General features: G+C 68.9%; 26 protein-coding genes and 1 tRNA gene. 10 read left to right on the top strand and 17 right to left on the bottom strand.

Annotated elements, in window-relative coordinates:
* Nucleotides 1-31: 31 nt before the first annotated feature.
* Nucleotides 32-703, top strand: coding sequence for an aminodeoxychorismate/anthranilate synthase component II (locus AWC16_RS15625; RefSeq protein ID WP_085265652.1), 672 nt, complete (start codon nucleotides 32-34; stop codon nucleotides 701-703).
* On the opposite strand, the gene pknB is transcribed toward AWC16_RS15625, so the two are convergent.
* The 7 genes from pknB to AWC16_RS15590 form a co-directional block, all read right to left on the bottom strand.
* The gene (gene pknB / locus AWC16_RS15620) at nucleotides 704-2,578 is read right to left on the bottom strand and encodes a Stk1 family PASTA domain-containing Ser/Thr kinase (RefSeq protein ID WP_085265721.1); all 1,875 of its coding nucleotides are present in this window, start codon (nucleotides 2,576-2,578) and stop codon (nucleotides 704-706) included.
* Entirely contained in the window at nucleotides 2,575-3,807 is a 1,233-nt protein-coding gene (locus AWC16_RS15615) for a protein kinase domain-containing protein (RefSeq protein WP_085265651.1), read from the bottom strand. The genes pknB and AWC16_RS15615 overlap by 4 nt, the downstream gene beginning before the upstream one ends.
* Nucleotides 3,804-5,282, bottom strand: a complete 1,479-nt coding sequence (gene pbpA / locus AWC16_RS15610) for a D,D-transpeptidase PbpA (RefSeq protein WP_085265650.1) — start codon at nucleotides 5,280-5,282, stop codon at nucleotides 3,804-3,806. Before pbpA ends, AWC16_RS15615 begins: the two co-directional genes overlap by 4 nt.
* On the bottom strand, nucleotides 5,279-6,688 hold the full coding sequence (locus AWC16_RS15605; RefSeq protein WP_085265720.1) for an FtsW/RodA/SpoVE family cell cycle protein: 1,410 nt from the start codon (nucleotides 6,686-6,688) through the stop codon (nucleotides 5,279-5,281). Before AWC16_RS15605 ends, pbpA begins: the two co-directional genes overlap by 4 nt.
* 74 nt (nucleotides 6,689-6,762) lie before the next feature.
* Nucleotides 6,763-8,217, bottom strand: coding sequence for a PP2C family protein-serine/threonine phosphatase (locus AWC16_RS15600; protein ID WP_085265649.1), 1,455 nt, complete (start codon nucleotides 8,215-8,217; stop codon nucleotides 6,763-6,765).
* Complete coding sequence (locus AWC16_RS15595) at nucleotides 8,214-8,681, bottom strand: FHA domain-containing protein FhaB/FipA (RefSeq protein WP_085265648.1); 468 nt, start codon at nucleotides 8,679-8,681, stop codon at nucleotides 8,214-8,216. The genes AWC16_RS15600 and AWC16_RS15595 overlap by 4 nt, the downstream gene beginning before the upstream one ends.
* 151 nt (nucleotides 8,682-8,832) lie before the next feature.
* Nucleotides 8,833-10,296, bottom strand: a complete 1,464-nt coding sequence (locus AWC16_RS15590; protein WP_085265647.1) for an FhaA domain-containing protein — start codon at nucleotides 10,294-10,296, stop codon at nucleotides 8,833-8,835.
* 258 nt (nucleotides 10,297-10,554) lie between these two features.
* On the opposite strand from AWC16_RS15590, the gene AWC16_RS15585 reads away from it, so the two are divergent.
* Nucleotides 10,555-10,637 (top strand) — tRNA-Leu (locus tag AWC16_RS15585).
* A 124-nt stretch (nucleotides 10,638-10,761) separates the two neighbouring features.
* On the opposite strand, the gene AWC16_RS15580 is transcribed toward AWC16_RS15585, so the two are convergent.
* The 6 genes from AWC16_RS15580 to AWC16_RS15565 all read right to left on the bottom strand — a co-directional run bounded on the left by AWC16_RS15580 (nucleotide 10,762) and on the right by AWC16_RS15565 (nucleotide 14,998).
* The gene (locus AWC16_RS15580; RefSeq protein WP_085265719.1) at nucleotides 10,762-11,163 is read right to left on the bottom strand and encodes a hypothetical protein; all 402 of its coding nucleotides are present in this window, start codon (nucleotides 11,161-11,163) and stop codon (nucleotides 10,762-10,764) included.
* A gap of 448 nt (nucleotides 11,164-11,611) precedes the next feature.
* Nucleotides 11,612-12,475 (bottom strand): hypothetical protein, encoded by an 864-nt coding sequence (locus AWC16_RS23935; RefSeq protein ID WP_133055954.1) that lies wholly within the window; start codon nucleotides 12,473-12,475, stop codon nucleotides 11,612-11,614.
* 147 nt (nucleotides 12,476-12,622) lie between these two features.
* Nucleotides 12,623-12,808 carry a KOW domain-containing RNA-binding protein gene (locus tag AWC16_RS23930; protein WP_133055953.1) on the bottom strand — a complete coding sequence of 62 codons (186 nt, stop codon included), beginning with the start codon at nucleotides 12,806-12,808 and terminating at the stop codon, nucleotides 12,623-12,625.
* Nucleotides 12,795-13,415 carry a hypothetical protein gene (locus AWC16_RS15575; protein WP_133055952.1) on the bottom strand — a complete coding sequence of 207 codons (621 nt, stop codon included), beginning with the start codon at nucleotides 13,413-13,415 and terminating at the stop codon, nucleotides 12,795-12,797. Before AWC16_RS15575 ends, AWC16_RS23930 begins: the two co-directional genes overlap by 14 nt.
* Before the next feature lie 105 nt (nucleotides 13,416-13,520).
* Nucleotides 13,521-14,366: an LLM class flavin-dependent oxidoreductase gene (locus AWC16_RS15570; protein WP_085265645.1), complete on the bottom strand. Its 846-nt coding sequence runs from the start codon at nucleotides 14,364-14,366 to the stop codon at nucleotides 13,521-13,523.
* A complete protein-coding gene (locus AWC16_RS15565; protein ID WP_234812296.1) occupies nucleotides 14,363-14,998 on the bottom strand; it encodes a TetR/AcrR family transcriptional regulator in 636 nt (211 codons plus the stop codon). The genes AWC16_RS15570 and AWC16_RS15565 overlap by 4 nt, the downstream gene beginning before the upstream one ends.
* A gap of 123 nt (nucleotides 14,999-15,121) precedes the next feature.
* Here AWC16_RS15565 and AWC16_RS15560 point away from each other — a divergent pair, with 123 nt between their 5' ends.
* From AWC16_RS15560 to AWC16_RS15530, 7 genes are read left to right on the top strand one after another with little or no spacing between them, the layout of a single operon-like run.
* Complete coding sequence (locus AWC16_RS15560) at nucleotides 15,122-16,486, top strand: flavin-containing monooxygenase (RefSeq protein ID WP_085265643.1); 1,365 nt, start codon at nucleotides 15,122-15,124, stop codon at nucleotides 16,484-16,486.
* Nucleotides 16,483-17,394: an alpha/beta hydrolase gene (locus AWC16_RS15555; protein ID WP_085265642.1), complete on the top strand. Its 912-nt coding sequence runs from the start codon at nucleotides 16,483-16,485 to the stop codon at nucleotides 17,392-17,394. The genes AWC16_RS15560 and AWC16_RS15555 overlap by 4 nt, the downstream gene beginning before the upstream one ends.
* Before the next feature lie 8 nt (nucleotides 17,395-17,402).
* Entirely contained in the window at nucleotides 17,403-19,007 is a 1,605-nt protein-coding gene (gene fadD1 / locus AWC16_RS15550) for a fatty-acid--CoA ligase FadD1 (protein ID WP_085265641.1), read from the top strand.
* Nucleotides 19,008-19,009: 2 nt separating this feature from the next.
* Nucleotides 19,010-19,855, top strand: coding sequence for an SDR family NAD(P)-dependent oxidoreductase (locus AWC16_RS15545; protein ID WP_207572331.1), 846 nt, complete (start codon nucleotides 19,010-19,012; stop codon nucleotides 19,853-19,855).
* Nucleotide 19,856: 1 nt separating this feature from the next.
* On the top strand, nucleotides 19,857-20,882 hold the full coding sequence (locus AWC16_RS15540; protein ID WP_085265640.1) for an alcohol dehydrogenase catalytic domain-containing protein: 1,026 nt from the start codon (nucleotides 19,857-19,859) through the stop codon (nucleotides 20,880-20,882).
* A gap of 38 nt (nucleotides 20,883-20,920) precedes the next feature.
* Nucleotides 20,921-21,310, top strand: coding sequence for a hypothetical protein (locus AWC16_RS15535; RefSeq protein WP_085265639.1), 390 nt, complete (start codon nucleotides 20,921-20,923; stop codon nucleotides 21,308-21,310).
* Nucleotides 21,307-21,666, top strand: coding sequence for a DUF5615 family PIN-like protein (locus AWC16_RS15530; protein WP_085265638.1), 360 nt, complete (start codon nucleotides 21,307-21,309; stop codon nucleotides 21,664-21,666). The genes AWC16_RS15535 and AWC16_RS15530 overlap by 4 nt, the downstream gene beginning before the upstream one ends.
* A 46-nt stretch (nucleotides 21,667-21,712) precedes the next feature.
* Here the strand turns inward: AWC16_RS15530 and AWC16_RS15525 are convergent, their stop codons facing one another.
* The 4 genes from AWC16_RS15525 to AWC16_RS15515 all read right to left on the bottom strand — a co-directional run bounded on the left by AWC16_RS15525 (nucleotide 21,713) and on the right by AWC16_RS15515 (nucleotide 24,378).
* On the bottom strand, nucleotides 21,713-22,303 hold the full coding sequence (locus AWC16_RS15525) for an RES domain-containing protein (protein ID WP_165759239.1): 591 nt from the start codon (nucleotides 22,301-22,303) through the stop codon (nucleotides 21,713-21,715).
* Nucleotides 22,300-22,839 (bottom strand): hypothetical protein, encoded by a 540-nt coding sequence (locus AWC16_RS24400; RefSeq protein ID WP_165759238.1) that lies wholly within the window; start codon nucleotides 22,837-22,839, stop codon nucleotides 22,300-22,302. Before AWC16_RS24400 ends, AWC16_RS15525 begins: the two co-directional genes overlap by 4 nt.
* Before the next feature lie 96 nt (nucleotides 22,840-22,935).
* Nucleotides 22,936-23,901, bottom strand: coding sequence for a pirin family protein (locus AWC16_RS15520; protein WP_085265636.1), 966 nt, complete (start codon nucleotides 23,899-23,901; stop codon nucleotides 22,936-22,938).
* A 60-nt stretch (nucleotides 23,902-23,961) separates the two neighbouring features.
* Nucleotides 23,962-24,378, bottom strand: coding sequence for a WhiB family transcriptional regulator (locus tag AWC16_RS15515; protein WP_085265635.1), 417 nt, complete (start codon nucleotides 24,376-24,378; stop codon nucleotides 23,962-23,964).
* Nucleotides 24,379-24,530: 152 nt separating this feature from the next.
* On the opposite strand from AWC16_RS15515, the gene AWC16_RS15510 reads away from it, so the two are divergent.
* On the top strand, nucleotides 24,531-25,301 hold the full coding sequence (locus tag AWC16_RS15510) for a helix-turn-helix domain-containing protein (protein ID WP_085265634.1): 771 nt from the start codon (nucleotides 24,531-24,533) through the stop codon (nucleotides 25,299-25,301).

Here is a 25,301-nt window from a genome sequence, read left to right as displayed (position 1 = left end):
AACCCGGGCAGCGCGGCGGTAGCCTGTCAGCGTGCGGATCCTGGTCGTCGACAATTACGACAGCTTTGTGTTCAACCTGGTGCAGTACCTGGGCCAGTTGGGCGTGCAGGCTGCCGTCTGGCGTAACGACGACGCCCGCCTGGCCGATCCGGCCGCGGCCGTGGCCGACTTCGACGGGGTGCTGCTCAGCCCCGGGCCGGGCACTCCGGAGCGTGCCGGCGCGTCGATTGCCCTGGTGGGTGCGTGCGCCGCGGCGGGGATCCCGGTGCTCGGGGTGTGCCTGGGCCATCAGGCGATCGGCGTGGCGTTCGGCGCCACCGTGGGCCGGGCGCCGGAGCTGCTGCACGGCAAGACCAGCACGGTATTCCACACCGACACCGGTGTGCTGAAGGGCCTGCCGGACCCATTCACCGCCACCCGCTACCACTCGCTGACCATCCTGCCCGAGACGCTGCCCGCCGTCCTGGAGGTCACCGCGCGAACCCGCGGCGGGGTGATCATGGCGGTGCGGCACACCGAGCTGCCCATCCACGGGGTGCAGTTCCACCCGGAGTCCATCCTCACCGAGGGCGGCCACCGGATGCTGGCCAACTGGCTGGGCTACTGCGGCTACTCCTGCGACGACGCTCTGGTCCGCCGGCTGGAGGACGAGATCGCCGCCACGGTGCAGACCGCTCGAGTAGGCAGCGGTACCGCGAGCTGACTACTGGCCGAAGCGCAGCGTGATGTTGCCGTCGGTGTTGACGCCCTGACCCGCCGCCGGGCTCTGGTAGAGCACCCTGTTGTGGCCGGCGCCGCCGGCATCGACGTCGGCGCCCTTGATCAGCATCCCGGTCCAGCCCAACGCCCGCAGCTGCGGCTCGGCATCGGCCCAGAACAACCCGGTCACATCCGGCATCACGAACTGGTTGCCGCGGGACACCCGCAGCTCGATCACCGCGTCCAACGGCACCGTCTCACCGCTGGGCGGGCTGATGGCGATCACCTCGCCGGCCGGGCGCGGACTGTCCACCGTCACCTCGGTGATCTTGGTGAAGCCGTAGACGGTCAGGTTCTTCTGCGCCAGTTCCAGGGTCTGTCCGGTGACGTCGGGGACGGGCTTGGTGGCCGGGCCGGAGCCGATCACGATGACGATCTCGTTGGTGATCGCCGTGGTCTGGTTGGCCGGCGGGTTGGTGCCGACCACCTTGTCCTTGAGTTCCGGTGTCGACGGCGAATCGACCTGCTTGAACTTGCCGAATCCGGCGGCCGTCAGCTTCTTGACCGCGTCGGCGTAGCTCAGCGAGGCCACGTCGGGCACCTGGCGCTGCTCGGGCCCGTAGGACACGTTGACGGTGATCCTGTCGCCCTTGTTGGCCGGGGCGCCGGCGGGCGGGTCGGTGCTGATCACGTGGTCCGGCGGGACCTCGGAGTCGGCGCGCTGATCGGTGCGGGTCTTGAAGCCCTTGTTCTGCAGTTCGGCGATCGCGTCCACCGACGCCCGGCCGCGTACGTCGGGAACCTGAATCTGGTGGGTGGGTCCGCCGAAGGTGTTGATCGACACCGTGACGATGACGGTCAGCACCGACAGCACGATCGCGGCTATCAGCCATCGGCCCACCGAACCCGGCCGCTCGTGGGCGAAGTCGAGTTCCTGGCGGGGCAGCGGGTCGGTCTGCGGGCCGCCGCTGTCGCCGGACCGGGGCGTCAGCATGGAGGCGCGGTCGGCCTCGGTGAGCACGCGGGGGGCCTCGGGCGTCTCGCCGTTGTGCACGCGCACCAGGTCGGCGCGCATCTCGGCGGCGGTCTGGTAGCGGTTGTCCGGGTTCTTCGCCAACGCCTTGAGCACCACCGCGTCCAGGTCCGGCGGCAGGCCGGGAAGTCGCTGGGAGGGCGGCACCGGGTCTTCGCGGACGTGCTGGTAGGCCACCGCCACCGGTGAGTCGCCGACGAAAGGCGGGTCGCCGGTGAGGATTTCATACAGCACGCAGCCCAGCGAGTAGACGTCTGAGCGGGCGTCGACGGTCTCACCGCGGGCCTGTTCGGGCGACAGGTACTGCGCGGTGCCGATCACGGCGGCGGTCTGGGTGACGCTGTTGCCGGCGTCGGCGACCGCGCGGGCAATGCCGAAGTCCATCACCTTCACCGCGTTGTGCATGTCGATCATGATGTTGGCCGGCTTGACGTCGCGGTGGATGATGCCGTGCTGGTGGCTGAAGTTCAGCGCCTGGCAGGCGTCCGCGATCACCTCGATGGCGCGGATGGGAGGCATCGGGCCGTCGTTCTGCACGATGTCACGCAGCGTGACGCCCTCGACGAGCTCCATCACGATGTAGGGCAGCGGTCCGGCCGGCGTCTCGGCTTCGCCGGTGTCGTAGACGGCGACGATCGCCGGGTGATTGAGCGCGGCGGCGTTCTGCGCCTCGCGCCGGAACCGCAGATAGAAGCTGGGGTCGCGGGCCAGGTCGGCGCGCAGCACCTTCACGGCCACCTCGCGGTGCAGGCGGACGTCGACAGCGCGGTGCACCTCCGACATGCCGCCGAAGCCGAGGATCTCACCGAGTTCGTAGCGGTCGGAGAGCCGCTGCGGCGTCGTCATTCCGAAATCCTGTGCCAGGTCCATCCGGACGAATGCGCGGGCGGTCCCGCCGGGTGCGATTCGGAGCTCGACGACTCCGCCGGCGGCGCCCCGGTGTCGGTGACGGTGGGCGGCGCCAGCGAGCCGCCCGGGCTCTTGGCGTTGACCACGATCAGCACCGCGATGATGATCGCCAGCGTGCCCAGCACCCCGGCCGCCCACAGCAGCGCACGCTGTCCGGCGGTGAAGGTGCGCCGCGGCGCGGGCGGGCGGTGGTTGCCGGTGCTCGGCCGGGCCCGGCGCGCGGCGGTGGCCCGGGCCGAGACGGGCGGCGCGGCGCGGGTGGCGGCCGTCGACGGGATCGCCGACGGGGCCGCACGTCCGACCGGCAGCGACTGGCTGGGCCGGGTGGGGCGCCGGCCGGAGCGCACCGCGGCGACCGCGTCGGCGAACGGACCGCCGCTGCGGTAGCGCATGCCGGGGTTCTTGGCCAGCGTGATCTCGATGAGCTCGCGGACGTTGGGCGGCAACTCGGCGGGCAGCGGCGGCGGCGGCTCCTTGATGTGCTTCATCGCCACGGTCAGCGCGCCGTCACCGGTGAAGGGCCGGCGGCCGGACAGCACCTCATAGCCGACGACACCCAGCGAGTACACGTCACTGGCCGCGGTGGCGTCCTGCCCGAGCGCCTGCTCCGGAGCGATGTACTGGGCGGTGCCCATCACCATGCCGGTCTGGGTGACGGGGGCGGCGTCGACGGCCTTGGCGATGCCGAAGTCGGTGATCTTCACCTGGCCGGTGGGCGTGATCATGATGTTGCCGGGTTTGACGTCGCGGTGCACCAGGCCGGTGCTGTGCGCCACCTGCAGGGCCCGGCCGGTCTGCTCCAGCATGTCCAGGGCGTGCCGCAGCGACAACCGCCCGGTGCGTTTCAGCACCGAGTTCAGCGGCTCGCCGTTGACCAGTTCCATCACCAGGAACGCGGTGCGGCCCTCGCCGTCCAGGTCGGTCTCGCCGTAGTCGTGCACGCTGGCGATGCCCGGGTGGTTGAGCATGGCGGTGTTGCGGGCTTCGGCGCGGAACCGTTCGATGAATTCCGGGTCGGAGGAGAACTCGGGTTTGAGCACCTTGACCGCCACGCGCCGGCCCAGCCGGTTGTCGACGGCCTCCCACACTTGGCCCATGCCGCCGGTGGCGATGAGCCGCTGCAACCGGTAGCGGCCGGCCAGCGCCGCTCCCACCTGCGGGCTCATGATCCCCCCTGCAGCGCAGCTTGGATGACGGCCCGCCCGATCGGGGCGGCCAGCGCGCCGCCGGTCGCCGCCAGACGGTCGCCACCGTCCTCCACCACGACGGCGACGGCCACTTTCGGGGCGCTGGCCGGGGCGAAGGCGATGTACCACGCGTGCGGCGGGGTGTTCCGCGGATCGGGACCGTGCTCGGCGGTGCCGGTCTTCGACGCGATCTGTACGCCCGGGATGGCCCCCTCCTGCTGGGTCACTTTTTCGGCGTCGATCATCAGTTCAGTCAGCTTAGCCGCGACCTGCGGTGACACCGCACGCCGCTGCTCGCGCGGCTGGGTGGTCGCGATGGCCGCCAGGTCGGGCCCGTCCAGCTCGTCGACCAGATAGGGCTGCATGCTCAACCCGCCGTTGGCGATGGTCGCCGCGATCGCCGCGTTCTTCAGCGGTGTGACGGCGACGTCCTTCTGGCCGATGCTGGTCATGCCGAGAGCGGCGGCATCGCGGATCGGGCCGACGGTGGACTGGGCCACCTGCAGGGGTATCGGTTCGGGGGTGATGTCCAGCCCGAACCCCTGAGCGGTGCTGCGTAGGGCGTCCACCCCGGTACGGATACCCAACTGGACGAAGGCGGTGTTGCAGGATCGGGCGAACGCCACCCGCAGCGAGACGGTCGGCTCGCCGCCCTCGCAGCTGCTGCCGCCGAAGTTCTCCAGGGTGACGGTGCTGTCGGGCAGGGCGATGCGCGTCGCGTTGGTCAACTGCTCGTTCTCGCTGACACCGGCCTGCAGCGCGGCCGCGGTGGTGATCACCTTGAACGTCGACCCCGGCGGGTAGGTCTCGTTGATGGCGCGGTTGGTCAGCGGTGAGTCGGGGTCGTCGCGCAGCCGCTGCCAGGCCCGGCCCTGCTGTGCGGAATCGTGGGAGGACAGCAGGTTGGGGTCATAGGACGGCGCCGACACCAGCGCCAGGACCTTGCCGGTGGAGGGCTCCAGCGCGACCACCGCACCGCGGCAGCCGCCGGTGCAGCCGTTGCGCATGGCCTCCCAGCCGGCCTGCTGCACCCGGGGCCGGATGGTGGTCCCCACCGTGCCGCCGCGGGGGCTGCGGCCGGTGAAGAAGTCGGCCAACCGCAGGCCGAACAGGCGCGGGTCCGATCCGTTGAGCACGGTGTCCTCGGCGCGCTCCAGGCCGCTGCTGGAGTACCGCAGGGAGTAGAACCCGGTGATGGGCGCGTACACGGCGGGGTCGGGGTAGATGCGCTGGTACTTGATCCGGCCGTCGGTGGGAACCGAGTAGGCCAGCAGTTGCCCGGCGGCGGTGATCTGGCCGCGCTGGCGGGAGTATTCGTCGAGCAGCACCCGCTGATTGCGCGGGTCGGCGCGCAGCCCGTCGGCAGCGAAGACCTGGGTCAGCGTGGCGTTGCCCAACAGCAGCACGATCAGCGCCATCAGGGTCATCGTGACGCGGCGTAGGGAGGTATTCATACGCGCTCGATCACCGCCGTGCCGGTATCGCCGATCGGGGTCGGGCGCTGTGGCCGGGTGCTCAGCGGGCGGCGGGCGGCGTGTGAGACGCGCAGCACGATCGCCAGCAGCACGTAGTTGGCCAGCAGGGATGATCCGCCGTAGGACAACCACGGCGTGGTGAGTCCGGTCAGCGGAATCAGTTTCGTGACGCCCCCGACCACGATGAACAGCTGGATGCCCAGGGTGGCGGCCAAACCGGCCGCCAGCAGCTTGCCGAAGCTGTCGCGCACCGCGATGGCCGTCCGCATCCCCCGCACGATCACGATGGTGTACAGGATCAGCACGCCGGCCAGCCCCACCAGGCCCAGCTCCTCGCCGAAGGCGGCGATGATGAAGTCCGTCGACGCCGCCGGAACGTAGCCCGGCTGTCCGTTGCCCAGCCCGGTGCCGAAGATGCCGCCGGTGGCGAAGCTGAACAGCGACTGCACCATCTGATAGCCGACGCCCTCCGGGTCGGCGAACGGGTCCAGCCAGGTCTGCACCCGGACCCGGACGTGGCTGAACATGAAGTACGCGGCGACGCTGCCGACGGCGAACAGGAGCATCCCGATCACCATCCAGCTGAACCGGCGGGTGGCCAGGTACACCACCACCAGAAACGACGCGTACAGCAGCAGCGAGGTGCCCAGGTCCTTCTCGAACGCCATCACCCCGACCGAGATCACCCAGGCGGCCAGCAGCGGCGCCAGGTCGCGCGGGCGGGGCAGGTTCATCCCCAGCACGTGCTTGCCGGCGCTGGTGAACAGCCGGCGCTTGGACACCAGCACCGCGGCGAAGAAGATCAGCAGCAGGATCTTGGAGAACTCGGCAGGCTGAATTGAGAAGCCCGGCAACCGAATCCAGATCTTGGCGCCCTGGCGTTCGGACAGCGAGGCCGGCAGCAGGGCGGGGATCACCAGCAGCACCAGACCGGCCAGGCCGCAGACGTAGCCGCTGGCGGCGAGCTGGCGGTGGTCCTTGAGGGCCACCAGCACCAGCGCGAAGACTCCGACACCGACCAGCGTCCACAGCATCTGAGCGCTGGCACCCGGGCGGGCGTCGGCGCCGTCGACCCCGACCCCGAGGTCGATGCGGTGGATCATCACCAGGCCCAGACCGTTGAGCAGGGCCACCACCGGCAGCAGCAACGGGTCGGCGTAGCGCGCCGAACGCCGGATCACCAGGTGCGCGAAGGTGAACAGCACCAGAAACGCCGCCCCGTAGCCGACCAGGTCCCAGCGCAGCCCCTTCTCGTGACCGGCTTCGACGATCAGCATCGCCACCGCGATGATCATGGTCGCGAAGCACAGCAGCAGCAGTTCGGCGTTGCGTCGATCCGGCAGTGCCGGGGCCAACGCCACCGGCGGCTGCGGCACCGTGCTCACCGCATCGTCGTCGGCGGTGTTCAATGCGCGCCGCTCCTCCTCATCGCTCCGCTCTGCATCGTTGCCGGCGCGGGTCATGAGGCCGCCCGGCAGTCGGTCCCCGGTTCTGGCGGGGCCGGCGGCAGGTTGGTCAGGGTGGGCAGGTGTGGCGTTCCGGAGGTGGACGGGCCGGGCCGGGGCGCGGTCGGGGCGGGACCGGGCGCAGGGCCGCGCGACGGCGCCGAGCTGGTGCTGCCGGGTTTCCCGGAGGTGGCCCCGTGCGGGCACGGCGGCAGCAGGGAGTCGCGGGCCAGGTTGCGCAGTTGGGTGATCGCGTCGTCGAGGGTGCCGGCGGGCAGGCCGTTGTTGACCTGCTGGCGGGCCGGGGGCCGCAGATCCTGCAACGTCATCAGCCGGCAGTTCAACTTGTCGCCGGATTGGCTGAAGCTGATCTGCACCAGCGCGCCCCGGTTGTCCAGGCAGCCGAGTAGGTAGGGCTCCTGCAGCGGCAGACCGAGGATCGAGCCCTGCACCCCGCGCATGATCGCCACTGTGCCGCCGTAGGCGGCGACGTAGTAGTTGGTGCGGATGACCGCCCGCCCGACCAGCAGCGCGGCGGCGAGCAGCGCCAGCAGCAGCACGGCGATGATGATCTTGCGCCGCCGGGACCGGGGCGGCCGGCCCAGGGTTTCCATCCGCGGCAGCACGCGCTTGGCGACGGTCTTGCGCGGGGAGATCGCCGAGGCCCGCCCGGCGGCGGTGTTGAGCGCGATCACGTGGTCGTCGTCGTTGTCGGAGACCGCACCGGCCAGGATCGGCTGGGTCTGGCCGTAGTCGACGTCGACGACGTCGGCCACCACCACCGTCACGTTGTCGGGCCCGCCGCCGCGCAGCGCCAACTCGATCAGCCGCAGCGCGCAGTCGTTGACGTCGGAGATCTCCAGCGCCTCGTGAATGGTCTCGGTGCTCACCGGGTCCGACAGACCGTCGGAGCACAGCAGGTAGCGGTCACCGGCCTGCGCCTCGCGCATGATCAGCGTCGGCTCCACCTCGTGGCCGGTCAAGGCGCGCATGATCAGGGAGCGCTGCGGATGGCTGTGTGCCTCATCCAGGGTGATGCGCCCTTCGTCGACCAGGGTCTGTACGAAGGTGTCGTCCTTGGTGATCTGGGTGAGCTCGCCGTCGCGCAGCAGGTAGCCGCGGGAGTCGCCGATGTGGGCGAGTCCCAACCGGGGGCCGGCGAACAGGATCGCGGTCAGCGTGGTGCCCATGCCCTCGAGCTCGGGGTGCTCCTCGACGTAGGCCGCGATCGCCGAATTACCCTCCTGCACAGCGCGTTCCAATTTCGCCAGCAGGTCGCCGCCGGGCTCGTCGTCGTCGAGGTGGGCCAGCGCGGCGATCACCAGTTGGGAGGCGACCTCACCGGCCGCGTGCCCGCCCATGCCGTCGGCCAACGCCAGCAACCGGGCTCCCGCGTAGACGGAGTCCTCGTTGTTGGAGCGCACCAGGCCGCGGTCACTGCGGGCGGCGTACCGCAGAACCAGGCTCACCGGCGGAGCTCGATCGCGGTCTTGCCGATTCGTATCGGCGTTCCGATGGGAACCCGCACCGCCGTGGTCACCTTCACCCTGTCAAGGTAGGTGCCGTTGGTCGAGCCCAGATCCTCGACATACCATTCCGTGCCCCGCTGGGACAGCCGCGCGTGTCGGGTGGAGGCGTAATCGTCGGTGAGTACCAGGGTCGAATCGTCGGCGCGGCCGACCAGGACCGGCTGGTCGCTCAGCGCGATGCGGGCACCGGTCAGCGGCCCCTCGGTCACCACCAGGTGGCGCGCACCGGTCCGTTGCTGGCGCGGCGGCAGCAGCACACCGCGGATCGAGAGCCCCCGGCGGACCATCACCGCCCCGGTGGGTGCGTAGATGTCGGTCCGCAGTATCCGCAGCACGGACCAGATGAACAGCCACAACAACGTCAAAAAACCGGCTCGCGTCAGCTGCAGTACCAATCCCTGCATCCGGCGTCCTCTCCGTTCTCGCGCCGCCCATGTCGTGCTCGTCACGGAGCACATCGGCAAAGTCACGATACTTGGGCGCGGGTGGCCGTAGGGCAAAGCGGCAGGGCTTTGCTGGTTCGGGCTGTCCAGTTGGGTGTGGGCGGTGTCGTCCCTAATGAACCCGGACGATGATCTCCGAGTGGCCCAGCCGGATCACGTCGCCGTCGGCCAGCTGCCATTCCTGAACCGGGGCGTTGTTCACCGTGGTGCCGTTGGTGGAGTTCAGGTCCGACAGCAGGGCAACCCGGCCGTCCCAGCGAATCTCCAGGTGACGGCGCGACACCCCGGTGTCGGGCAGCCGGAACTGGGCGTCCTGGCCGCGGCCCACCACGTTGGCACCCTCGTGCAGCTGGTAGGTCCGGCCGCTGCCGTCGTCGAGCTGCAGAGTGACCGAGGCGGGTGCGGAGTAGGCGCGCTGCCCGTAGCCGCCGCCGGGTGCCTCGCCGTAGCCGGGGGCTTCGCCGTAGCCGGGTGCGGGCTGGCCGTAGTCGTAACCGGCGGGGGCGTCGGGTGCTTGGCCGTAACCGGGTGCGGGTTGGCCGTAGTCGTAGCCTGCCGGCGCGCCGGTGGCCTCGCCGTAGCCGTATCCGGGCTGGCCGTACTCCTGTCGGCCGTAGGGCGGTGCGCCCTGGTCCGGGTAGGCCGGTGCGCCGTGGTCCGGGTAGGCCGGGCGCTGTTCGTGCTGAGCCTCGGGGTAGGCGTACTCGTCCTGGCGGGGGCGCTCGTAGTCGCCGTAACCGGGCTGGCCGCCGCCGGCCGGGTAGCCGGGAGGAGGCTGCTGCTGCGGGTAGCCCGGGTCATAGCCGGCGGGGGCGCCGTAGCCGCTGGGTGGGCGCTGCTCGTAGGGCTGCGGGTAGCCGCCCTGCTGGCCGGGGTAGCCGCCCTGCTCGGGGTAGCCACCCTGCTCGGGCCGCCGGGGCGGGGCGTAAGCGCTCTGGCCCTGATCGGGGTAGCCGCCGCGCGGTTCCTGCTGGTAGGGGTCGGGCTCGGGCGGGTAGGGGCCACGAGGGTCCGGACCACCCTCGGCCGGGCGGCCGTAGCGGGGGTCGTAGTAGTCGTCGCCGGGACGATCCTGCCCGTGGGCGCCGCGGTAGCTCGGGTTATCGGTCATCGGTGGCACTCCTGATTCTGCGGTAAACGCATGATCTGATTGTGGCGGGCGGGATTCACTGACCGTTTGGTGGGGGCGGGCGTCAGGATTGACGCTGCCCCGTGCGCGGACCTGGCCGGTACGCAGACTCGGCGACTGCTCGAACCGGACAACCACATCACCATACGTTTGCCACCCCTGTTCGCCGATATATCCCGCTAAATGCCGGGCGAAGGCCTTCGACGTCAGATCCTGGTCGGCGCCCACTTTTTCGTAGTCGTCCACACCGAGGGTAATGACGTAATCGTTCGGTGCCAAAAGTTGATTTCCAGCCAGCGCCCGCACTCCGGCCGCGGCTTCGCGACGCAGGGCGGCCTCGACCTCCTCGGGGAGGACTTCCCCGCCGAAGACCCGGGCCATCGCATCCTCCACAGCGGATTCGAGTTTGCGCTCGATGCGATGAACCAGCCCGCGCTGGCCGTCCATGCCTTTTGCCCGCCTTACTCGCCGCCGTCATTGGTCGTATCGGGGATGCTGCTGCGGCGTGTCGCTCAGCTGCATCCGCCCTGGACATGGTATCGACCCGGTGTGCCGGCGCGGCACCCTTCTACGGCGGAGAATCGGATAAGACCAGGTCACAAAGGGGTCACGGCGCCATCGGCGGGGGCCCCGCCACGGTGGGCTGGGCGGCGGAACCGACTTTTAAGGGGCGGCGGGAGCCGTGATAGGCTCCCCCGGTCGCTCGGGCGAGTGGCGGAATGGCAGACGCGCTGGCTTCAGGTGCCAGTGTCCTTCGGGACGTGGGGGTTCAAGTCCCCCTTCGCCCACATTTTGTGCGGATCACCCCGGCCCTTGGCCGGGGTCTTCTGTTTATTGGGTGTTGACTGCCCGACCCGATGTGGCGATTGCCCGCCTTACAGCGACAGTGCGCCGACACGAGCCCCGTATCACTCAGGCCGGGTTTTTCATCGGCCTTGATCGCCCCTGCGCGTCGATCACGGTCTGAATGAGGTCGACGATGCGTTGCTGCCCGGCGGCGGTCATGTCGAACTTCGCCCGCATCTCTGCGAATCCGCCGTCGACCAGGGCGAATTTTTCGTCGACCCGCCGAAAGTTTTCGTCGACCCGCCGAAAGCCGTCGTTCATGTCCTGCCGGAGGGCATTGAGGCTCATGGTGGTGGCCCGCCGGAAATCGCGGAGTTCGTCCCGGATCTCGGTGACGTCGCGATCGGCGGCGCCGGCGAGCACGCGGGCCGCGGCGGCGTCCTGTTTTGTCGCTCGGACCTGCCCGGTGAGGTCACGCACCTTGGTCTCCAGGGCCGTGACGCGGGCCTCGAGGTTCTCCGGCTGCATGCTGGCAGCGTACGCCGGGATCGCCATTCGGCCATGACGTCGGCGCTGGTTATCCACAGGTCAACGGTCGCCACCGCCCTATTAGTTAGTATTACTCGTTAGTTTCGCGACGCTCGCTGGGGCGGCATGCGAACTCCGGAGCCGCGGGATGCTCGGCTTTCCGACCGCGGTCGCAGCCGATGCTGAACGGCATCACAAAGGCCAGTTGCCGGGGAGGCCGAGTAATCGATGCGGTGAGACGAGGGATGCCTCAGCTTCGAACACGACCCCGTCAGCGTTGGCGGTACGAATAGGAAACGGCAAAGGATCGATTACTGAATGGGCCGCCCAGGGATTTGCCCACAGGCTCGGCAGCTTGGCCGCAACGCGCGCTGGGTGGAGAAGCTCGCTGAACAGGACGGCTGATATGCGGCTCCCGCGGACAGGCGGTCCGGGATGCCAGAAGCCGTCAGTCTGTCGAAATCGGTGCGCGGAGCCGGGGTCGTCGATACTGCATCGGATTGCTTCCGTCCCAAAGAGAGCTTGGTCCACCGGCGATCATCAGGGGCCGCGATACTCCCTTGCACTGGGACGATTTCTTTGACAGGAGTTTGCGAAGGGACTCAACGGAAGTGACGACGAAGGCACCGCTGGCCGGGCCGATCATCAGTGGCGGGATATTGCTTCCGCGATGAGCCTCGGGAAGTGCGAGCGCGGTGAGTGTTACGCGCCAATCAGCGAACTCGAACGCCTGGGAGGGTGGCTTGCTGCCCTCTGAGGAGGTGGCTGACTCAGCTGCGTAGTCGAGCGTTGCCAACCAGTTTTCTAACCGCCGCGTGACTTGCGTCTGGCGAGGGCGCTTCGTGCCTCGGCGGTCCACCCGTAACGAGAAACCGAAATCTGGACTGCGCGTCGCGTTGATGCAGTCCTTGAGGAAGGCCTCGCCGTCTTCTTCCGCAGCTATGGTGCTGTCGAACAAGGCGGCGCATTCGATGTAGAGCGAGGAGTTATTTCGGGTAGCAAGGAAGTCTGGCCGCCTGCTGGACCCGTCGACTTTTGGGTGTACCTCGACGGCGTATCCGAGTCGGCGGAACAGCGTGAACACGTACAGTTCCCACCAGGCCGACTCGTGCTGGCGCGGATCGTCTTGGCGGAACCGGGCGAGGAGATCGCCATTCGGGTCGGGAAAATCTGCGTACCAAGCCTCTAGGGTTTCACGAACGTGGGTCCAGTGCGGCTCAGGCGCGCGGCAGAGCAAATGGTAGGACGAGTCGGTGTAACGCGGTAGCGTACTGGCCGGCGGGATTCGATCGAAAAGCCTTGTGCGCGCCACCGCTTCAATCTAGTCGGGGTTGGCGCGGCGGGCCTGCACTGCCCTAGAGCACGATTCGGCATCGAGGCCGAGCCTCTTGGAACTCTGTCGCGCGGCGGGGGCCATGCGATTGAGGCGAGATTTTGCCGCCAGCATGCCTGCGGCGCCTCAGGCAGGCACCAGATCCGCGGCGCGGTAGAGGCTGGTGATCGGGTCGTCGGCACCTTCGACATGCAGGGTGACGTAGACACGATACCCACTTACACGGGTAACGGTTCCAGTGTACTCGCGGTCGCCGAACACCACTCGGACGTGGTCACCAATGGCGGGAGCAGGCTTCTTAGCCGTCGCCATGCTCACCACCTCCCTGCGCTACCTTCCCGGTTACGTTCTGCAAGTATGCGCTCACCACAGTGTCGAAGCCAGCTGCGGTGTCGTTCAACGACCTACGCCAAGAGCGGAACGTACGCAGGGTCAAAGGTTGGCGCTCGCGCACCACCGCAAGCTTCGCAGAATCGCTGTGGGCAACCGCGTTACGCACGTCGTTCAGATTCGCCAGCATTTTGTTCCATTTCGGACCCTTGACGGGGTATCGGAGATTGACGTCCGGCCAGAAGGTCATGCTGAGGAAACTGAAGTCGTTGCCGATGTTGCCGGGTCCGGCATTCCCGGTGTCGAGTTTTCGTCCTCGTGTGAGGGAGGAGCGCAGCAGCTGCTGGTGGAGGTCGACCCCCACCACACCATCTAGGTCCGCGATGATCGCAAGCACGGCGTCGTCGTGAAGATCGCGACAGAACCCTTGGAACTCGGCGGCTAAGCGCACGAACAGGGCCAGATTGAGGTGTTCGGTCGCGTATTGGCGACCGCGCCGCTTCTCGGTCACCCGTTCGTGAACCGCTTCGAGACTGTCGAGCGCTGCACAACGCTCCGTCCGCCAGCGGTCAAGAGCATCTGTGGTCACGGCCGGGAGCAGACCTCCAGGGCCGTGACGCGGGCCTCGAGGTTCTCCGGCTGCATGCTGGCAGCGTACGCCGAGACCGCCGTTCGCTCATGACGCTGCCGCGGTTTATCCACAGCCTGCCCCGATCACCGCTTCGGCGAACTCGGCGATGGACTCCGGCTCCGCGAAATCGGCGAACCATACGTAGAACCGCTGTGCCCCTTGGCCTTCCAGTATCCGGAAGTGCTCGGTCAGGGCAGCGGCGTCACCGCACACCAGACCCGATCCCAGGTGGCCGAACCGTCGCCGCGCCGTCTCCGACACCGCCGCCACGTCTTGATCGCGCCGGGCGAAGCCGACCATCTGCTGCACCGAGGCGCGCGCCGATCCGATCGAGGGCAGCAGCTCGGGCAACTTGTGTACGTGCGTCGCGGGCAGGTTCCACCAATCGGCGTACCGCCGCGTCAGCTCCAGCATCCGCGGGCCGACACCGCCGAGCACCAGAGGAATCGGCCGGCCCGGCACCGGCGTCTGTGCCCGCTCCCCCTCGATGCCCCAGTACTCACGCAACGCCGCCAGCGTCTCCCCCAGCGCGTCGACGCGCTGGCGCGGGCCCGCGGTGGTGATGCCGTACTTGACCAGTTCGTCGGGCACCGAGCCGGATCCGAGCCCGAGCTCGAAGCGGCCGCCACTGGCCTCGGCCAGGGTGGTCGCCTGTTTGGCCAGTACCGCCGGGTGCCGGAACGCGTCGCACAAAACGACGTGGCCGATCTTGATCCGCTCGGTGCGGGCGGCGACCCAGGTCGCGACGGTCATCGCTTCCCACAACCGCGTCGTGGGGGCCATCGGGGTGTCGAGGTGGTCGAGGAAGGCCACGCCGTCGAAGCCCGACGCCTCGGCTACCCGCACCCGCGACACCAGCTCAGCCAGCTCGATCCGGATCTGCGGCAGGTACAGGAACCACTCCGTCATCGCTTCCCTTTCGGTGCCCTGGTCGTGGGCGGCTGTTGCAGCCCCGGCAACACGTAGCGCCGCAGATGCCGCCGCAGCGACACCGGGTCGTCGGGGTCGATGTGATTCCCCGGGACGCTGCCCAGGCTGATCATCACCCGGGCGATCCATTCACTGGCCTCGGGCAGGTCGGTGTCGGGGTGAATGTCTCCGGCCGCGGCGGCGGCCTCCAGGAACGGGTACCAGAATCCCGCCAGGTCCGGCACCAGGCCGCTGACCCCGGCCCCGGCGCAGGTGGCGAACTCCTCGGGCTCGGCGGTGCGCAGCCGCATCAGCAGCGTGCCGGGATCGTCGTAGGCGCGCCGGCCGATCTGGACGCCGGCCACCAGCCGGTCCTCGAAGGAGGCGAGGGTCGACAGCTCGGCGCGTGCCTGTGCCCAGCTGGTCTCGATGAGCCGGATGATGGTGGCGCCCACCAGCGCCGGCTTGTCGGGGAAATTCCGGTACAGCCACGCGCGGGACACCCCCGCCGCCTGGGCGACGTCGATCATCGTCGTCGCCCGAATCCCCTTGTCGGCCAGCAGTTTCTCGGTCGCATCGAGGAGCCGTTCGGTGGTCGACGGGGATGCGGGTGCCGCTGACGTCGTGTTCACGGCCCACCTCCTGGTTGGCAATCGTAACAAGGGAGTAGACACATTCGCAGATATGTGTACTATTGCCACCGCGTCAGGTAGACACATTCGCAAACCTGTTTACTCTTGCCCGGAGGTTCAGCCATGCCCTCACCCCGCACCGCGATCATCGGTGCCGGCATCAGCGGCCTGACCGCCGGAAAGATGCTGACCGACTACGCAGTCGACTACACCTGCTTCGAATCCTCCGACCGGATCGGCGGCAACTGGGCCTTCGGCAACCCGAACGGGCACTCCAGCGCCTACCGTTCGCTGCACATCGACACCTCCAAGCACCAACTGTCGTTCCGGGACTTCCCGATGCCAGAGCACTACCCGGACTTCCTGCACCACACCCTGGTCAAGGAGTACCTGGAGTCCTACGCCGAGGCCTTCGAGCTCAAGCGCAACATCGAGTTCGACACCGAGGTCACCCACGCGCAGCGGCTGCCCGGCGGCGGCTGGGAGCTGGAACTGGCCGGTGGCCGGCGCCGCCGCTTCGACCTGTTGGTGGTCGCCAACGGCCACCACTGGGACCCGCGTTACCCGGACTTCCCGGGTGAGTTCACCGGCGAGACCCTGCACGCACACCACTACATCGACCCGAAGACGCCGCTGGAGTTCTCCGGCAAGCGCATCCTGGTCGTCGGGCTGGGCAACAGCGCCGCCGACATCGCCGTCGAACTGTCGTCAAAGGCCCTGGACAATGAGCTGACCCTGTCCACCCGCTCCGGTGCCTGGATCGTGCCGAAGTACCTGGCCGGCAAGCCCGCCGACAAGTACTTCCGGACCAGTCCGTATCTGCCGTTTGCCTTGCAGCGCAAGGTCGCCCAGTGGGCGCAGCCGATCATCGCCGGGCGCCCCGAAGACCTGGGCTTGCCGACCCCCAACCACAAGTTCTTCGAGGCGCACCCCACCCAGTCGGTGGAGCTGCCATTGCGACTGGGGTCAGGCGACGTCATCCCGAAGCCCAACATCAGCCGGTTCGACGGCGACACAGTGCATTTCACCGACGGCACCAGCGGCCAGTTCGACATCATCATCTACGCCACCGGCTACAACATCACCTTCCCGTTCTTCGACCCGGAGTTCATCAGCGCCCCGGACAACCGGATCGACCTGTACAAGCGGATGTTCTATCCCGGCATCGAGGACTTGGTGTTCGCCGGTTTCGCCCAGTCCACCCCGACGCTGTTCCCGTTCGTGGAAAGTCAGGCTCGGTTGATCGGCGCCTACGCGGCCGGGCGCTACCGGCTGCCGTCGCCCGCCGAGATGCGTCGGGTGATCGAGGCCGATATGCGCAAGTACACCGGCCACATGCTCGACACCCCGCGGCACACCCAGCAGCTCGACTTCTTCCTCTACGAACACGACATGCGCACCGCCGAGATCCCGCGCGGCGCCCACCGTGCCGCCGAAATCGGCGCGCCCTCGTGGGCGAGCGCGTGTGAGATGGGGGCATCCGCATGAGCACGACGGTCCGTTTCGACAGCGGCGGCACCACGTGCGTCGGGCAGTTCTTCCCGGCGGCCGGCAATCAGGACACCGCACCGGTTGTGGTACTCGGGCACGGCTTCGGCGGCACCGTCGACTCCGGACTCATCCCGTTCGCCGAACGACTCAGCGCAGCCGGATTCGCCGCCTTCGCCTTCGACTACCGTTATTTCGGCGCCTCCGGTGGGCAACCGCGCCAACGGATTTCGATGAAGGAGCAGATGGCCGACTTCCGGGCGGCCTGCGCCGCGGCAGCCGGCCAACCCGGGGTCGATCCGCAGCGCGTGGTGGCGTGGGGCGTCTCGCTGGGCGGCGGTCACGTCTTCGAGGTGGCCGCCACCATGGGCGTGGCCGCCGCGATTGCGCTGACGCCCTTGGTCAGCGGTCCGGCCTCCGCTCTCGCGGCACTGCCCCACCACCGCCCATCGACCCTGCTGCGTTCGACGGCGACGGGCTGGCGCAGCGCGCTGGCGCAACGCCTCGGCCGGGAGCCGGCAACCATCCCGCTGGTGGGCCGCCCCGGCGAGCTGGCCACCCTGACCGCCGAGGGCTACTACGACGCCTACACCACCATCGCGGGCCCCACCTGGCGCAACGAGATCGACGCGCAGGTCGGCGTCCAGTTGGGCAGCTACCGTCCGGCCGCCAAACACGCCGCGGCCGTCAGTTGCCCGATGCTGGTGCAGATCGCCGACTTCGACCGCGGCGCTCCCCCGCACGCCGCGGCCAAAGCAGCGTTCGCCGCCCACGCCGAAGTACGGCACTACCCCTGCGATCACTTCGACGTCTTCCCCGGCGGGCCGTGGTTCGACCACGTCGCCGAGCACCAGATCGCGTTCTTGACCCGGCATCTGCTCGGCGCGACCGCTACGGTCACCGGTTAGGAGGTCCGATGGCAGAAACGATGCAGCAACTGCTCGCCGAACGCGCTGACCAGACCGAGCCGGCGGTCATCTACAACCACCCCGACGGTGGGCAGACCCGCTGGACCTGGCGCGACTACCTCGACCGCGCCGCCGCACACGGTGCCGCGGTGCTCGCCCGCGCCGACACCACCCGACCCATGCACGTCGGCGCCCTGCTGGGCAACACCCCCGCGATGCTCACCGCGCTGGCCGCCGCCGGGCTCGGCGGATACGTGCTGTGCGGGGTCAACGACACCCGCCGCGGCTCGGCGCTCGCCGGCGACCTGCGCACCGCCGACGTGCAGATCCTGCTGGTCGACGCCGAACACCGCGCGCTGCTGGCCGGACTCGACCTCGCCGGTGTCACCGTCATCGACGTCGACGACCCGGCCTGGGCGCAGGAGTGCGACAACACCGGCGAGCTCGAACCGCACCGGCAGGTCACGCCGCTGGACCCGTTCATGCTGATCTTCACCTCCGGCACCAGCGGTGACCCGAAAGCGGTTCTAGTGAGCCACTTCATGGTGCTGGTCGCCGGGCAGAATCTCACCGAGCGGTTCGAGCTGGGCGCCGACGACGTGGTCTACCTGTCCATGCCGCTGTTCCATTCGAACGCGATCGCGGCCGGTTTCGGCCCCGCGGTGGCCGCCGGCGCGGCGATGGCGCCGGCCAAGTTCTCGGCGTCGCGGTTTCTGGCCGACGTTCGCGCCTACGGTGCCACCTACATGAACTACGTCGGCAAGCCGTTCGCCTACCTGCTCGCCCACCCCGAGCAACCCGACGACGCCGACAACCCGCTGCGGGTGGCCTTCGGCAACGAGGCCTCCGAGCGCGACATCGGTGAGTTCGCCCGCCGGTTCGGCGTCCACGTGGTCGACGCCTTCGGCTCCACCGAGAACGCCGTCACCATCACCCGCGATGAAGGCACCCCGCCCGGTTCGGTGGGCCGCGGCTTCCCCGGCGTGGCCATCTACAACAGCGACACGAACGCCGAATGCCCGCCGGCGACCTTCGACGAACACGGTGCGCTGACCAACGCCGACGAGGCGATCGGCGAACTGGTCAACACCGCCGGGTCCGGATTCTTCTCGGGCTACTACAACAACGAGCAGGCCACCGCCGACCGGATGCGCGACGGCATGTACTGGTCGGGCGATCTGGCCTACGCCGACGCCGACGGCTGGATCTACCTGGCGGGGCGCACCGCCGACTGGATGCGGGTCGACGGCGAGAACCTGGCGGCGGCGCCCATCGAACGCATCCTGATGCGCCACCCGGCCATCAACCAGGCCGCGGTGTACGCGGTGCCCGACAGCAACGTCGGCGATCAGGTGATGGCCGCGCTGGTGCTGCGCGACGACACCCGGCTGACCAAGGACCAGTTGACCGATTTCCTTGCCGCCCAAGAGGACCTGTCCCCCAAGGCCTGGCCCCGCTATGTTCGGGTGACCGCGCAGCTACCCGCGACGGCCACCAACAAGATCCTCAAACGCGTGTTGGTGAACGACGGCATCGACGTCGCGGAGGACACCTTGTGGGTGCGTCCCGAACGGGAGCGCAGCTACCGCACCACCACGACGACGGGAGCATGAGGATGGCGGATCAAGCGCCGGTGGCGCTGATAGTCGGCGGCGCATCCGGGATCGGGCTGGCCACCGCGCACGCCCTGGCCGCGCGCGGCGACCGCGTGGTGATCGCCGACATCAACGCCGAGGCGGCACACCAGCGGGCCGCCGAGCTCGCCGGTTCAGCGAGGCTCGACGGAGGAGAGGCGAAGCTGGGACCGGCGCATGGACGCAGCGAGGCGGCCAGCGCGGTGGCCGCCGATGTGACCGACGAGGACAGCGTCGCAGCGGCTTTCGCGGCCGCCCGCGCCATCGGACCGGTCCGCACCGTGGTCAGCTGCGCCGGGCTGTCGATCATCGGTCCCATCGCCGAGATCGACCTGGCCGGCTGGCAGACCACCATCGACGTCTGCCTGACCGGCACCATGCTGGTGATCAAGCACGCTGCCCGCACCATGGAAGACGGCGGCAGCGTGGTCGCGATCTCCTCGCTGAACGGGCGGCAGCCCGGCACCACGATGGCGGCGTACTGCAGCGCCAAGGCCGGCGTGCTGATGCTGGTCCAGGTGGCGGCCCTGGAGTTGGGTGCCCGTGGCATCCGGGTCAACGCGGTCTCCCCCGGCCTGGTCGACACTCCCCTGGTCGCCGGGCTGGCGATGGTTCCCGGCCTCACCGACGAATACATCGAGAACACCGCGCTGGGCCGGGCCGGGGTCCCCGACGACATCGCACAGACCGTGGAGTTCCTGACCTCCGACCGTGCCGGGTGGATCACCGGAGCCGCTTTCGACGTCAACGGCGGCGCGCACCTCAAGCGCTACCCCGACGTGCTCGGCAAAGTACAAGCGCTAGCTGCAGGATCTGGAGGAGGATGACATGCGCAGTGTCGTGATCGATGGACCCGGATCGATCCGAGTCGACACCCGCCCCGACCCGGAGCTGCCCGGCGCCGACGGCGCCGTGGTCGAGGTGACCGCAACCGCGATCTGCGGCTCCGACCTGCACTTCTACGAGGGCGACTACCCCATCGCCGATCCCGTGCCGCTCGGCCATGAGGCCATCGGCACCGTCGTCGAACTCGGCTCCGACGTGCGTTCGGTGCGGGTGGGCGACCGGGTCATGGTGTCCTCGGTCGCGGGCTGCGGACACTGCGCCGGGTGTGCCACCCGCGACCCCATCCGGTGTCACTCGGGCCCGCAGATCTTCGGATCCGGCCTGTTGGGTGGCGCGCAGTCGGAGCTACTTGCGGTGCCGGGAGCGGACTTTCAGCTCGCCCGCATCCCCGAGGGCATCTGCGACGCCGAAGCGCTGCTGCTCACCGACAACCTGGCCACCGGGTGGGCGGCGGCGTTGCGCGCCGACATCCCGGTGGGCGGCACGGCAGCGGTGATCGGGTTGGGCGCGGTGGGGCTGTGTGCCGCGCGCAGCGCGTTGTTCCTCGGCGCGGCAACGGTTCTCGGTATCGACCCGGTGCGCCAACGGCGGGAGCGGGCGGCCCTGATGGGCGTGACCACGGCGGAGCCGACGACGACGGCCGCGGCGATGGAACTCAGCGGCGGGATCGGGGTGGATTCGGTGATCGACGCCGTCGGCTCGGACACCACCATGTCCGATGCCCTGACCGCGGTGCGGGCCGGCGGAACGGTGTCGGTGGTCGGTGTGCACGACCTGCAGCCCTTCCCGTTCCCGGCGCTGCCGGCGCTGCTGCGCAGCGTCACCCTGCGGATGACCACCGCCCCGGTGCAGCAGACCTGGCCGCAGCTTGTTCCGCTGCTGCAGTCCGGGCGACTGGCGGTGGACGGGATTTTCACCGACGAGATGCCGTTGGATGCCGCGGCCGACGCCTACCGCGCGGTGGCAGCCCGGTCGGGTGACGTGGTGAAAGTCCTGCTCACGCCGTAGTCCGACAGCAAGTGTTGACATCGTGCAACACTGTAATCATGTCTGTAAATGTCTCGGTCCGCCTCGATGATCGCTTGGCCGAACGGCTGCGATTGCGTGCTCGCGCGGCCGGCGAGAGTCTGTCGGACCGGCTGCGTCGTTACGCCGATGAAGGTGCTCGACGCGATGAACACCCGCTGATCACCTTCCGGGACGGCCCGACAGGGCGGCGTGCGGGCGTTGTCGGGGGACCCGACGTCTGGGAGATCGCCATGTGGATCGACGACCTCGGAGCGATCGATGACCCGGTTGCGGAGCTCGCGACAGACGGCACCGTCAGCCGGCCGCACATTGATGCCGCCCTGGCCTACCGAAGTGCGTACCCGGACGAGATCCAGGCCCGCATCGATCTTCACCGCAGCGAAACCGCCCTTGCCGACCAGCGGTGAAAGTTCTGCTCGACGAGATGTATCCCGCAGCCTTGGCGGAACATCTGAAAGCAGTCGGCCTTGAGGTCAGCACGGTAAGCGGTCTCGGCCTTGCCGGGCAGGACGATCTGACTGTATTCGCAGCAGCTGTAGCGGGCGGTTTCGCCGTACTCACGGAGAACGTCAGCGATTTCACCCGGATTGCCGCCGAGCACATCGCCAGCGGCTATCACCACCACGGACTACTGATTGCCCTGGCCGCGCGGTTCTCTCGACGGCCATCCGGGGTCGTGCCACTCGCCGCGGCGGTGGCGGCGATGCGGGGCGAGCAGCTCGCTGACCGGACCGTCTTCCTGAAGCCCAGCGTTGCGGACTGAGTTCGACAACGGCCCATTCGACGATGTTTACCGCCTGGCGCGCGGATCACGGTACGACGGTCAGCACCGTCGAGTGGGGCGGGGGTAGGACAACGACGCCGGCAGCGTCGGTGTCTGCGGTGGTCAGAGGTGAGCGGGTCCCGTCGTCGAGCTGAGCGGGTCCGGCGGGTCCGAACAGCGCGACTCCGGAGGGTCGGGCGCGTTGGTCGTGGCGGAGCTGATGCCGGATGCCGTCCAACTGCCGGGCGCGGAAGGCTATTGCCCAGCGGCGGGACAGGTCGTAGGGGATCACCGTCGCCAGTTCGGTGGTCACCCCGTAGCGACCGGCGGCCTGGCGTGTCGTTGCCGCCAAGCGTGCTTCGCCATCGGGAGGAGACACCCGACGCAGTTCGCGAGCTTCTACCCAGGCCGTGGAGACCGGTCCCAGGCGACTGGCTTCGCGGATTGCCGCGTACGCGTCCGTAGCCAGGTAGCAGGTCCCCTCGGGTGCCTTGAGGTCGAACCGCCCGGATCCGTCGGAGGAGAACCACCAGGTGTCCTGCCCGGCGCGGCACACTCGCAGGAGCCGCTTTGGTGGTGCGACGGTTGGGAACCCGGTCAGGTCACCGGGCTCGCCCAGGGTCTGCTGCGGTGTCACGCGATGAGGGACCGTGCCGCGGTGCGGGCAACTGTCTGGACTTTCTCGCGCTGGCCGCGGGCCAAGACGTCGAGGGGAGGCTCTTCCAGGTCGGGGTCTGGGGTGCGGAGCCAGGCCGCCAGCGTCCATCCGTCCACCGAGGATTCGGGGAACAATGCGAATACCTCCGCGAGCCCGTCGATGACGTGGTCCCCGTCGAATTGCCACAGCGGGTAGAGGTGCTCGCCGTCGGCGGTGATGGTCCGCAACAGACGGCGCCGGGCGGCTTTGGCGGCGACGGCCTGGCGGCTGATCCCGAGCCGGGCCTGGACCCCGTCGCTGCGAAGGAACGGGCCGACGAGTTCGTCCCACGGCGACGCCTCGGGTGCGGTGGCGTGCACGGCGCGCTCGGCGAAGGCCCGGGGGTCACCCAGCACGACGTTGGCGTTACGCCCCGCGCGTTCGTGCGAGGCCACCACACGGGTGAGTGCCCGTTCGAACTCCCGGGTTGCCTGCGAGACAAACTCGCGGTCGTCTTCCCTCAGCGCGGCAGGCACTCTGAGACTCCCTTCGTCAACACCGTCAATAGTAGGATCCGCCGTCAACACCGTCAACACTATGAGTCCGGCAGGCCTCGAGCGCTACGAGGACGCCTACCGCCTCGGCCGCAGCCGCACCGGCGGCATGGGCGGCGCCGGCAACCGGTCCAGCCGTCCCTCGTAGCCGCGGACCTCGCCGAAGCGGGCATCGCCGTCCTGCCACTGGCGGCGGAACTCGACGACCTCCTCATGGCTGCGGGCGATGAAGTTCCACCACAGCACCAATTGCTCGCCGAAGGGCGGCCCACCGAGCAGCAGCACCCGGGCGGGGGAGTCGCCGGTGTTGCGCAGCGGCAGTACCGCTCGACCGGGACCTTGATAACCCAGCTCGCCGACAGCCAAGTCGGTGCCGCCCAGCGCAACCGGACCGTGGTCGCACAGCACACCGTGCTCGAACGCCGGATCGACATCGAGTGCCGGCTCGGCCCGCGGATCCAGGTCGAGCTGGGCGCCCAGCAGGGGAGTGAAGGACGGGACGGGGGAGCGGTGCCCGGCCAGCTCACCGAGAAACACCAGGGCGGTTGCCCCAGACAGCGGAACCGGTTCGGGCGCAAAGTGGTTGAAGGCACGTGCGGTATGGCGGGCGAAGTCGGGCAGCGCCACCCACAGCTGCACGCCGCGCAGGATCGGCGCCGACTCCGCATCGGTCGAGACCTCGGAGTGGCAGATGCCCGCGCCGGCAGTCATCAGGTTCAGCTCGCCGGGGCGTACCTGCGCGTGCACCCCGCCGCTGTCGCGGTGCTCGACCCGTCCGCTGAACAACCAGCTGGCCGTCTGCAGGCCGGTGTGCGGGTGCGGGGGCACGTCCATGCCGCCATCGCCGATGACGTCCTGCGGCCCGTAGTGGTCGATGAAACACCAGGCACCGATCAGCGAGCGGTCCCGCTGCGGCAGAGTGCGGCGTACCCGGATGGCACGCGGTCCGCCCAGCGGAACGTCACGGGGGTGAAGCACCTCAATGCCGCCGGCCGGACCTGCGGCACAAGCGAATTCGTCCGGGGTGGAATCCAGGTTGCTCAACTGTCCACCTCCGCGCCGCGCGCCAAGCCGCTGTGGCGATCCTACCGACTCATGCGGTGGTCAGGCCGCTGACGGGGGGCCGACTCGGCCGGGGGACAGGTGAAAAACCGTCGCTGTGACCGGCAGCTGCTCGTATTCATGGTTGGCCAGCAGCACCTGATTGTCGGGTAGCTCGCGGGTGTTGATCTCGCCGGCGGCGATCGTGCGCAGCAGCGCGTGAGCCTGCGCGAGTTCGGCCCGTTTGCGGTATTGACCGCCCGGGAGCTTCACGCCGGCCCACACGCCGTACTCCTCGCCGCGTTCCACGGCGAGCGCGGCGCACCGACGCTGCTGTGCCAGTGGGCAGCGGCGCAGGCACAGCAGCCGCGCCTCGGTGGAGGACTGTTCGTAGGCCCGGGCCTTGGCGGCCCCGTCGGCCCCGTCGGCGTCGGGATAGCCGAACCACAGTTCGGGGTTGGCGGAGCAGGGGGGTGCCATCGGAAGGACCTCCTCGTGTGGAACAAACCAATAACGTAGATAGAAACGTATATGAACGAATACGGTTGACGCAAGAGAAGGTGATAAAAACATATATGTAACTAGTGAACCGCCAGGCTGTGTACGATTCCGTTCATGGTCGGGGCGCAACCATGAGCCGCGAGGCAGCGGGCGCGGCCATTCGGGCACTACGCGAGGCGCGCGACTGGTCGCTGGCGGACCTTGCCACCGCCACCGGGGTCAGCATCATGGGCTTGAGCTACCTGGAGCGCGGCGCTCGCAAACCACACAAAGGCACAGTTCAAAAGGTCGAAAATGGTCTCGGCCTGCCGCCGGGCACCTATTCGCGGCTCTTGGCAGCCGACGACGCCGACGCCGAACTGGCCCAGTTGATCAATCCGGCCGAGCCTCGCGTTTCGCCTGCGCGCCCTGCCGGCGCCGTCGTCGTCGACCGTCACAGCGACACCGAGGTGCTGGAGGGCTACGCCGAGGCACAGCTCGATGCGCTGCGTTCGGTGATCGCGAGACTGCCGTCGGAAGCATCAGACGAATACGAGACGTATATTCTTTCCGTGATCACGCAGTGCGTGAAGGCGGAGATGCTCGCGGCCAGCTCCTGGCGGGTGGCCGTGAACGCGGGCGCCGATCACGCCGCCCGGCTGATGGCGCACCTGCAGGCACTCGAAGCCACCCGCAGCAACCTGCTGCAACGCATGCCCACAAGCCTGACCGCGCGATTCGACCGGGCATGCGCCCGGTCGTCGCTACCCGAACCGGTGATCGCGGCGCTGGTCGGCGTCAGCGCCGAGGAGATGTGGGACATCCGCAACCGGGGTGTGATTCCGCCCGGTGCCCTGGCCCGCATCCGCGCGTTTGCCGACGAATCCGCGGACCTGACCGATGGTGACGACGTAGGGAGATAG

This window comes from Mycolicibacter longobardus (assembly GCF_002102265.1).
Classification (GTDB): Bacteria; Actinomycetota; Actinomycetes; order Mycobacteriales; family Mycobacteriaceae; genus Mycobacterium; species Mycobacterium longobardum.
Note: the sequence above shows the minus strand (reverse complement) of the source record. Positions and strands in the feature narration are given on the sequence as shown.

Coding starts and splice junctions, on each gene's coding strand:
- pbpA (WP_085265650.1), bottom strand. CDS start 5,282: ATGAATACCTCCCTACGCCGCGTCACGATGACCCTGATGGCGCTGATC.
- AWC16_RS15555 (WP_085265642.1), top strand. CDS start 16,483: ATGAGCACGACGGTCCGTTTCGACAGCGGCGGCACCACGTGCGTCGGG.
- AWC16_RS15560 (WP_085265643.1), top strand. CDS start 15,122: ATGCCCTCACCCCGCACCGCGATCATCGGTGCCGGCATCAGCGGCCTG.
- AWC16_RS15545 (WP_207572331.1), top strand. CDS start 19,010: ATGGCGGATCAAGCGCCGGTGGCGCTGATAGTCGGCGGCGCATCCGGG.
- AWC16_RS15515 (WP_085265635.1), bottom strand. CDS start 24,378: ATGGCACCCCCCTGCTCCGCCAACCCCGAACTGTGGTTCGGCTATCCC.
- AWC16_RS15615 (WP_085265651.1), bottom strand. CDS start 3,807: ATGAGCCCGCAGGTGGGAGCGGCGCTGGCCGGCCGCTACCGGTTGCAG.
- AWC16_RS15595 (WP_085265648.1), bottom strand. CDS start 8,681: ATGCAGGGATTGGTACTGCAGCTGACGCGAGCCGGTTTTTTGACGTTG.
- pknB (WP_085265721.1), bottom strand. CDS start 2,578: ATGACGACGCCGCAGCGGCTCTCCGACCGCTACGAACTCGGTGAGATC.
- AWC16_RS15540 (WP_085265640.1), top strand. CDS start 19,857: ATGCGCAGTGTCGTGATCGATGGACCCGGATCGATCCGAGTCGACACC.
- AWC16_RS23930 (WP_133055953.1), bottom strand. CDS start 12,808: ATGGCGACGGCTAAGAAGCCTGCTCCCGCCATTGGTGACCACGTCCGA.
- AWC16_RS15590 (WP_085265647.1), bottom strand. CDS start 10,296: ATGGACGGCCAGCGCGGGCTGGTTCATCGCATCGAGCGCAAACTCGAA.
- AWC16_RS15570 (WP_085265645.1), bottom strand. CDS start 14,366: ATGACGGAGTGGTTCCTGTACCTGCCGCAGATCCGGATCGAGCTGGCT.
- AWC16_RS15510 (WP_085265634.1), top strand. CDS start 24,531: ATGAGCCGCGAGGCAGCGGGCGCGGCCATTCGGGCACTACGCGAGGCG.
- AWC16_RS15580 (WP_085265719.1), bottom strand. CDS start 11,163: ATGCAGCCGGAGAACCTCGAGGCCCGCGTCACGGCCCTGGAGACCAAG.
- fadD1 (WP_085265641.1), top strand. CDS start 17,403: ATGGCAGAAACGATGCAGCAACTGCTCGCCGAACGCGCTGACCAGACC.
- AWC16_RS15535 (WP_085265639.1), top strand. CDS start 20,921: ATGTCTGTAAATGTCTCGGTCCGCCTCGATGATCGCTTGGCCGAACGG.